This is a genomic window from Kitasatospora sp. NPDC101183, assembly GCF_044767945.1.
GTDB lineage: Bacteria > Actinomycetota > Actinomycetes > Streptomycetales > Streptomycetaceae > Kitasatospora.
Window position 1 is genome coordinate 230,325 of sequence record NZ_JBIWOW010000015.1, and the last position, 7,533, is coordinate 237,857.

Annotated in this window: 9 protein-coding genes; 7 read left to right on the forward strand and 2 right to left on the reverse strand. The window is 73.4% G+C overall.

Going from position 1 to position 7,533, the window contains the following annotated elements; translation table 11 throughout:
- Window positions 1-37: 37 nt before the first annotated feature.
- Window positions 38-2,278 (reverse strand): heavy metal translocating P-type ATPase, encoded by a 2,241-nt coding sequence (locus tag ACIRRS_RS22875; protein WP_402973581.1) that lies wholly within the window; start codon window positions 2,276-2,278, stop codon window positions 38-40.
- 228 nt (window positions 2,279-2,506) lie between these two features.
- Between ACIRRS_RS22875 and ACIRRS_RS22880 the strand changes: the two genes are divergently transcribed.
- From ACIRRS_RS22880 to ACIRRS_RS22890, 3 genes are all read left to right on the forward strand, one after another.
- The gene (locus ACIRRS_RS22880) at window positions 2,507-2,788 is read left to right on the forward strand and encodes a metal-sensitive transcriptional regulator (RefSeq protein ID WP_402973584.1); all 282 of its coding nucleotides are present in this window, start codon (window positions 2,507-2,509) and stop codon (window positions 2,786-2,788) included.
- Window positions 2,789-2,865: 77 nt separating this feature from the next.
- Window positions 2,866-3,741 carry a hypothetical protein gene (locus ACIRRS_RS22885; RefSeq protein WP_402973587.1) on the forward strand — a complete coding sequence of 292 codons (876 nt, stop codon included), beginning with the start codon at window positions 2,866-2,868 and terminating at the stop codon, window positions 3,739-3,741.
- A 76-nt stretch (window positions 3,742-3,817) separates the two neighbouring features.
- Entirely contained in the window at window positions 3,818-4,774 is a 957-nt protein-coding gene (locus tag ACIRRS_RS22890) for a DUF4331 family protein (protein WP_402973590.1), read from the forward strand.
- 90 nt (window positions 4,775-4,864) lie between these two features.
- On the opposite strand, the gene ACIRRS_RS22895 is transcribed toward ACIRRS_RS22890, so the two are convergent.
- Window positions 4,865-5,101, reverse strand: coding sequence for a hypothetical protein (locus tag ACIRRS_RS22895; protein WP_402973593.1), 237 nt, complete (start codon window positions 5,099-5,101; stop codon window positions 4,865-4,867).
- A gap of 50 nt (window positions 5,102-5,151) precedes the next feature.
- Here ACIRRS_RS22895 and ACIRRS_RS22900 point away from each other — a divergent pair, with 50 nt between their 5' ends.
- The 4 genes from ACIRRS_RS22900 to ACIRRS_RS22915 all read left to right on the forward strand — a co-directional run bounded on the left by ACIRRS_RS22900 (window position 5,152) and on the right by ACIRRS_RS22915 (window position 7,380).
- Window positions 5,152-5,805 (forward strand): helix-turn-helix transcriptional regulator, encoded by a 654-nt coding sequence (locus tag ACIRRS_RS22900; RefSeq protein ID WP_402973595.1) that lies wholly within the window; start codon window positions 5,152-5,154, stop codon window positions 5,803-5,805.
- 32 nt (window positions 5,806-5,837) lie between these two features.
- A complete protein-coding gene (locus ACIRRS_RS22905) occupies window positions 5,838-6,338 on the forward strand; it encodes a DUF3291 domain-containing protein (protein WP_402973598.1) in 501 nt (166 codons plus the stop codon).
- 80 nt (window positions 6,339-6,418) lie between these two features.
- The gene (locus ACIRRS_RS22910; protein ID WP_402973601.1) at window positions 6,419-6,940 is read left to right on the forward strand and encodes a hypothetical protein; all 522 of its coding nucleotides are present in this window, start codon (window positions 6,419-6,421) and stop codon (window positions 6,938-6,940) included.
- Between the two features lie 125 nt (window positions 6,941-7,065).
- Entirely contained in the window at window positions 7,066-7,380 is a 315-nt protein-coding gene (locus ACIRRS_RS22915; protein WP_402973603.1) for a heavy-metal-associated domain-containing protein, read from the forward strand.
- The last annotated feature ends 153 nt before the right edge of the window (window positions 7,381-7,533 follow it).

The window sequence follows — 7,533 nt, forward strand, 5'->3', positions numbered from 1 at the left end:
TCGTTGTCCGGCCGACTGCGGCCGTCTGGGACAGGTCCTAGCGGAAGCGGCGCAGCCGGAGGCTGTTGCCGACCACGAAGACCGAGGAGAAGGCCATCGCGCCGCCCGCGATCATCGGGTTGAGCAGGCCGGCCGCCGCCAGCGGCAGGGCCGCGACGTTGTAGCCGAAGGCCCAGAACAGGTTGCTCTTGATGGTGCCGAGCGTGCGGCGGGAGAGGCGGATCGCGTCCGCCGCCGTCCGCAGGTCGCCGCGGACGAGGGTGAGGTCCGCGGCCTCGATGGCCGCGTCCGTCCCGGTGCCCATGGCGAGGCCCAGGTCGGCCTGGGCGAGGGCGGCAGCGTCGTTGACGCCGTCGCCGACCATGGCGACGACCCGGCCCTCGGCCTGGAGGCGCTTGACGGTGTCGACCTTGTCCTGGGGCATGACCTCGGCGATCACGTGCTCCGGGTCGATGCCGACCTCGGCGGCCACCGCCTCCGCCACCGCCCGGTTGTCACCGGTCAGCAGCACCGGGGTGAGGCCCAGGCGGCGCAGTTCCGCGACGGCCTCGGCGCTGGTGGGCTTCACCGCGTCGGCGACCTCCAGCACGGCCCGCGCCTCGCCGTCCCAGCCGACCGCGATCGCCGTACGCCCCGCGGCCTCGGCGGCGGCCTTGGCCTCGGACAGCCCGGCGGGCAGGTACTGCGACCACTCGGTGAGCAGCGCCTCCCGGCCCGCGACCACCGCGTGCCCGTCCACGACGCCCTGGACGCCCAGGCCGGGGACGTTCTCGAAGCCCTCGACGGCCGGGAGTTCGCCGGCCTTGGCGGCGGCGGAGGCTATCGCCCGGGCGATCGGGTGCTCGGAGGCGTGCTCCAGGGCGCCGGCCAGGCGCAGGGCCTCGGCCTCGGTGACGCCCTCGGCGGTGTGGACGGCGAGGAGTGTCATCTGCCCGGTGGTGACGGTGCCGGTCTTGTCGAGGACGATGGTGTCGACCTTGCGGGTGGACTCCAGGACCTCGGGGCCCTTGATGAGGATGCCGAGCTGGGCGCCGCGACCGGTGCCGACCATCAGGGCCGTCGGGGTGGCCAGGCCGAGGGCGCAGGGGCAGGCGATGATCAGCACGGCGACGGCGGCGGTGAAGGCGGCCGTCCAGCCCTCGCCGGTGCCCAGCCAGTAGCCCAGGGTGGCCACGGCGAGGGTGATCACGACGGGGACGAAGACGGCGGAGATCTTGTCGGCGAGGCGCTGGGCGGCGGCCTTGCCGTTCTGGGCGTCCTCGACGAGCTTCGCCATCCGGGAGAGCTGGGTGTCGGCGCCCACGCGGGTGGCCTCGACGACCAGGCGGCCGCCGGCGTTGACGGTGGCGCCGGTGACGGCGTCACCCACACCGACCTCGACGGGGACGGACTCGCCCGTCAGCATCGAGGCGTCCACGGCCGAGGCGCCCTCGACCACGACGCCGTCGGTGGCGATCTTCTCGCCGGGGCGGACGAGGAACCTGTCCCCCACGGCGAGTTCGGCGATCGGCACGAGCACCTCGGCGCCGCCGCGCAGCACCGTCACGTCCTTCGCGCCCAGCTCCAGCAGCGCCTTGAGGGCGGCCCCGGCGGTGCGCTTGGACTTCGCCTCGAAGTAGCGGCCGGCCAGGATGAAGGCGGTGACGCCGGCCGCCGCCTCCAGGTAGATGTTGGAGGAGCCGTCGCTGCGGGCGATGGTGAACTCGAAGCCGTGCCGCATGCCCGGCATCCCGGCGTCGCCGAAGAACAGCGCCCACACGGACCAGAGGAACGCGGCGCCGGTGCCGAGGGAGACCAGGGTGTCCATGGTCGCGGCGCCGTGCCGGGCATTGGTCCAGGCGGCGCGGTGGAACGGCCAGGCCGCGTACGTCACGACCGGGGCGGCGAGGGTGAGCGAGAGCCACTGCCAGTTGTCGAACTGGAGGGCCGGGACCATCGCCATCGCGATCACCGGGACGGCGAGGGCGAGGGCGGTGAACAGCCGCTGGCGCAGCGGGGCGAGCTCGTCGGCCGGTTCGGGCTCCTGCGCCGTGCTGGAGGCCGCCGGTGGCTTGGGAAGGGCGGCGGTGTAGCCGGTGGCCTCGACGGTGGCGATCAGGTCGGCGACCTCGACGGCGCCGTCGAAGCTGACCTTCGCCTTCTCGGTGGCGTAGTTGACGGTCGCGGAGACCCCGTCCATCCGGTTGAGCTTCTTCTCGATGCGGGCCGCGCACGAGGCGCAGGTCATTCCGCCGATCGAGAGTTCCACCTCCGTGGAGGCGGGAGTCTGCGTGGTCATCGTCGCTCCTCGTGACGTCCGGGCCGCACTCGTGACCGATACCTCGGAGGGGTACCGGGCGGCGCTGGGTCCATTTATACCCCCGAGGGGTATCGATCGCAAGGCTTCGCCGATACCCCCTGGTGGTATTTTTCGGACCCCGGAATCGCTTGACTTGATACCCCCAAGGGGTATTCACTCAAGGCGTCGGACAGCAGGACACCCGCCGAAACCACCGAGGAGGACCGCATGACCGGCTACCACGACGACAAGGACCAGCTCCTGCGCAGGCTGCGCCGCGTGGAGGGCCAGGTCCGCGGCCTCCACCGCATGGTCGACGAGGACACCTACTGCATCGACGTCCTCACCCAGGTGTCGGCCGCCACCAAGGCCCTCCAGTCCGTGGCCCTCAGCCTGCTCGACGCGCACCTCTCGCACTGCGTCCGCTCGGCCATCGCCGACGGCGGGAGCGAGGCGGACGGCAAGGTCGCCGAGGCCTCCCAGGCCATCGCCCGCCTGATGCGCGCCTGACCCCCTGCATCGACACCTCCAGCTTCGACACCTCCAGCTTCGATACCCCCCACCCCTACCCTCAGAGGAGCACCGCCATGAAGACCGCCCTGCGCGTCACCGCCTTCACCCTCGGCCTCACCGCCGCCTTCGGCCTCGCCCTCGGCGTCGGCCACGCGGCCGGCCCCGGCGGCAAGCCCGCCCCGGCCGGACACGGCGGACACGAGGAGCACGCCGCCGGTCACGCCGGTCACGCCGACGCCGCCCCCGGCGGGCTCCAGGTCTCGGAGCGCGGCTACACCCTCAGCCTCGACAACCCCTTCGTCACCGCCGGAGGCACCACCGACCTGCGCTTCCGCATCCTCGGCCCGGACGGCCACCCTCTCACCGCCTACCAGCAGCAGCACGAGAAGGAACTGCACCTCATCGTCGCCCCGCGCGACCTCTCCACCTTCCAGCACCTCCACCCCACCCGCGCCGAGGACGGCACCTGGAGCGCCACCACCGCCGTCCCGGCCGCCGGGGAGTACCGGGTCTTCGCCGACTTCCTCCCGATCGGCGAGTCCGAGGGCCTCACCCTCGGCGCCGACCTCCACGCCACGGGCGACCTGCGCCCCGCCCCACTGCCCGAGACCGGCCGCAGCGTCGACGTCGACGGCTACACCGTGACCCTCGACGGGGACCTCACCCCCGGCGCCGGCGGCGAACTCACCCTCGCCGTCAGCAAGGACGGCCGCCCCGTCACCGACCTCCAGCCCTACCTCGGCGCCTACGGCCACCTCGTCGCCCTGCGCGCCGGCGACCTCGCCTACCTCCACGTCCACCCCGAGAGCACCACCCCCGGCCCCGGCATCACCTTCCACGCCACCGCCCCCAGCGCGGGCAGCTACCGGCTCTTCCTCGACTTCAAGCACGGGGACACCGTCCGCACCGCCGCCTTCACCCTGGCCACCCCGGCGGCGCACCAGCACTGACCGGGGCTCACGGGCGGGGCTCATGACCGGGGCTCACGGGCTCATGGGCGGGGCCTCACCTGCCGATGCCGATCCCATGTCCCATCACCTCAGCGGACCCAACCTCCGCTCACCCCTCGGCGACGCCCGCCTCGACATGACCGACCTGTTCGCCTTCTCCGCCCCCGGCGACCGGACCGTCCTCATCCTCGACGTCAACCCGATCGCCCCCACCGGCGGCCAGGCCTTCCACCCCGACGCGGTCTACCGCGTCAACATCGACACCGACGGCGACCACCGGGCCGACATCGCGTACAGCTTCGTCTTCTCGGCACCGGTGGACGGCCGTCAGACCGCCACCGTCCACCGCGCCACCGGGGAGCAGGCCCGCTCCCACGAGGCCTCCGGCGAGCCGATCCTCATCGACGCGCCCGTCCAACTCGGCTCCGAGGCACCGGCGGTGGAGTCAGGGCCGTACACCTTCTACGCGGGCCTGCGCAGCGACCCGTTCTTCGCCGACCTGGACGGCATCGTCGCCAAGTTCCAGTGGACGGGGGTGGACTGGGGCGCCGACAAGAACGTCCTCGGCATCGTCCTGGAGGTGCCGGACTCCGAACTCGGCCCGCAGCCGGAGATCGGCGTCTGGGGCCGGGTCAGCCTCCGGCAGGACGGCCGGCTCACCTCCGTCGACCGGGGCGCCCACCCCTCCCTCACCGCCTACTTCAACGCCGAGGAGGCCAAGGACGCCTACAACGCCGGCGAACCCGCCGACGACTGGGCCGCCTACCGCGAACCCTGGACGGCCGTCCTCCAGCACTTCGGCGGCTACGACCGGCCCTCCGCCGAACAGGCCCTGCACACCGTCCTCCCCGACATCCTCCGCTACGACCGTTCCAAGCCCCCCGCCTACCCCAACGGCCGCACCCTCACCGACGACGTGACCTCCGCCCGCCTCACCATGCTCACCAACGGCCAGGTCCCCACCGACCACATCACCCCCCACACCGACCTCCTCCCCCACTTCCCCTACCTGGGCGCTCCCCACCCGAACTGACCACCCTTGCAGGGCAAACGGTTGTCGGGCAGTGGAACAACGTTGCGCGAGAAGTCGGCCGAGCCGACTTCTCGCGCACCCACGCCCGCCTCAATCGGCCGGGTCGAGGTCCCGGGTGAGGGCGGTGTGGAGCTCCGGGTCGGCGTAGATGTCGGCGCTGTGCTTCCACTGGGTGAGCAGCAGGTCGATCGACTCCGGTGCGGCCTGTGCGGCCGCGAGTTCGGTGAGCAGGGTGGCCATGTCCTCCTCCGGCAGGGAGGCGGTCCACGGCAGTGCCTGCCGGAGGGCGGCGGTCTTGCCGTTGCGCGCCAGTTCCACCAGTTCCATCGGGTCGATGCCCTTCTATCGTGAATCCGTATCGTTCCTAGAATGGCGTCATGAAGGACATCGAAGCAATCGCCGCCCTGAACGACCCCGTGCGCCGTCGCCTCTACGACTACGTCGCGGCGCAGGGGCGCGAGGTGGGGCGCAACGAGGCCGCCGAGGCGGTCGGGGTGGCGCGGACGTTGGCGGCGCACCATCTGGAGCGGCTGGTCGAGGTCGGGTTGCTGGAGAGCGGCAGCCGCAGGCTGAGCGGGCGGACGGGGCCTGGGGCGGGGCGGCCGGCGAAGGTGTACACACGGGTGCGGGCGGAGCGGGGGGTGTCGCTGCCCGCGCGGGACTACCGGACGGCGGCCGAACTCCTCGCCGAGGCCGCCGAGGCGGCCGGGCTGGACGACGGGCTGCGGGCCGCCGCGCGTCGGCGGGGGGAGGCCGAGCGCGGGGCGGCCGCGCCCTGCGGGGGGCTGGACGAGGCCGTGGCGCTGCTGGCCTCGCGCGGGTACGAGCCGCGCGTGGAGGAGGGTGCCGTCCGGATGCGCAACTGCCCGTTCCACTCCGTCGCCGAGCGGTTCCCGCCGCTCGTCTGCGGCATGAACCTCGCCCTCCTGGAGGGCCTGCTCGGCGCGGACGGCGCCGTCCGCGCGCGGATGGACGCCCGGCCCGGGGAGTGCTGCGTGGTGGTCGAGCCTTCTAAAAACAACAACGATTGACATAGAAAGCGAGCCCGTGCTGGGATGACGCCATGACCTCCTCCCACCCTTCCCACCTCGCCCAGCTCAACGTCGCCACGCTCCTCCACCCCCTCGACGACCCCCGCATCGCCCCGTTCGTCGAGTTGCTCGACCCCGTCAACGCCGCCGCCGACACCGCCCCCGGCTTCGTGTGGCGGCTCGCCGAGGAGGGGGAGGACGACGCCACCGGCCTGCGCCCGGCGGGCGAGAACGTCATCGTCAACATGTCGGTGTGGGAGAGCCAGGACGCCCTGTGGGACTTCACCTACCGCAGCGGCCACCTGGAGGCGATGCGCCGGCGCCGCGAGTGGTTCGACCGGCACGTCCGGGCTCACATGGTCCTCTGGTGGGTCCCGGCCGGGCACGTCCCGGGCGTCGACGAGGCCCTGGAGCGCCTGGCCGACCTGCGCGCCAACGGCCCCTCGCCGCGCGCCTTCACCTTCGGCTCCCCCCACAGCGCCGCGGAAGCCACAGAAGCCGCCGGGGCCGCCGGGGCCGCAACCACCCCGTGAGCCACGGGCGTCTAAGCTCATCGACCGTACCCGTCCCATTCGGACGGGAAGTTGATGTCGCGTCACAGGGGGAGCAACCGATGGCCGCACACCTCCGCACCACTGGCGGGGGCGGGATGCACCGCTCCCCCGCCCTCGCGGCGGCGCTGCTGCTGGCCCTCACCCCGCTGCTCGCCGCCTGCGACAGCGGTTCGGCGTCGCCGCCCAAGCCGACGACGGAGATCGTGCTCCCGGGCCTCCAGGAGGCGCACGACGCCGCCTCGCCCTACCCCGTCAGCACGGTGACCCTGGCGGTCGGGCAGAGCCTGGGCGTCAGGGGGGCGCTGCCGAGCGGGAAGGCCTGGATCTGGACGACGACCTCGACGGGCGACGCGGCCGTGGTGCGGCCCGGCCCGGACTTCATCACCGACCGCTGCGCGAAGGACATGATCGGCTGCTCGGACGAGGGCGACCAGGTCTTCGTCGCCGTCGCTCCGGGGACCACCACCCTGAGCTGGCGGTTCATCGACCGGGGGCGGCACTGCTCGGCGACGCAGGGCGCGAGCGCGGACCCGGCCTGCGCCAAGGCGTCCACCAAGAGCGTCGAGGTCACCGTCCGCTGAGCCGGCGGCGGGCGGCCCGGGCACCCGTGGGCCTTGTAGATACCCTAGGGGGGTATGGTATGTTCATCATGAAGCGGCCGCCCGGCCCGACGCACCGCCCCACTGAGCCCCCCGAGGAGCACGCCATGAGCGAGACCACCATCACCGTCGAGTCCACCGCCACCGAGGGCTCCTGCTGCGGCGGCGGCTCCTGCGGCACGGGCGCCGCGAAGGCCGCCACCGAGGGCGCCGAGCGCACCGTCCTCCAGGTGAAGGGCATGACCTGCGGCCACTGCGTCACCGCCGTGACCGCCGAGCTGAAGAAGATCGAGGGCGTCGGCGAGGTCGCCGTGGACCTGGCCACCGGCCGGGTGACCGTCGACAGCGCCGCGCCGCTGGCGGACGCCGAGGTCGCCGCCGCGATCGACGAGGCGGGGTACGACCTGGTCGGCCGCGTCTGAGGCATCCCGGGCATCCGAGGCCATCGGATCCACACCCGGGTCGGGGGGGGGCGCGGGGCCCCCCCCCCCCCCCCCGCCCCCCCCCCCCCCCCAACACACCCCCCCCCCCCCCCGCCCCCCCCCCCCCCCCCCCCCCGCCGCCCCCCGCCCCCC

Excerpts from the sequence above, each read along its gene's own strand:
- ACIRRS_RS22875 (WP_402973581.1), bottom strand. The coding sequence starts at position 2,278 with ATGACCACGCAGACTCCCGCCTCCACGGAGGTGGAACTCTCGATCGGC.
- ACIRRS_RS22880 (WP_402973584.1), top strand. The coding sequence starts at position 2,507 with ATGACCGGCTACCACGACGACAAGGACCAGCTCCTGCGCAGGCTGCGC.
- ACIRRS_RS22885 (WP_402973587.1), top strand. The coding sequence starts at position 2,866 with ATGAAGACCGCCCTGCGCGTCACCGCCTTCACCCTCGGCCTCACCGCC.
- ACIRRS_RS22890 (WP_402973590.1), top strand. The coding sequence starts at position 3,818 with ATGTCCCATCACCTCAGCGGACCCAACCTCCGCTCACCCCTCGGCGAC.
- ACIRRS_RS22895 (WP_402973593.1), bottom strand. The coding sequence starts at position 5,101 with ATGGAACTGGTGGAACTGGCGCGCAACGGCAAGACCGCCGCCCTCCGG.
- ACIRRS_RS22900 (WP_402973595.1), top strand. The coding sequence starts at position 5,152 with ATGAAGGACATCGAAGCAATCGCCGCCCTGAACGACCCCGTGCGCCGT.
- ACIRRS_RS22905 (WP_402973598.1), top strand. The coding sequence starts at position 5,838 with ATGACCTCCTCCCACCCTTCCCACCTCGCCCAGCTCAACGTCGCCACG.
- ACIRRS_RS22910 (WP_402973601.1), top strand. The coding sequence starts at position 6,419 with ATGGCCGCACACCTCCGCACCACTGGCGGGGGCGGGATGCACCGCTCC.
- ACIRRS_RS22915 (WP_402973603.1), top strand. The coding sequence starts at position 7,066 with ATGAGCGAGACCACCATCACCGTCGAGTCCACCGCCACCGAGGGCTCC.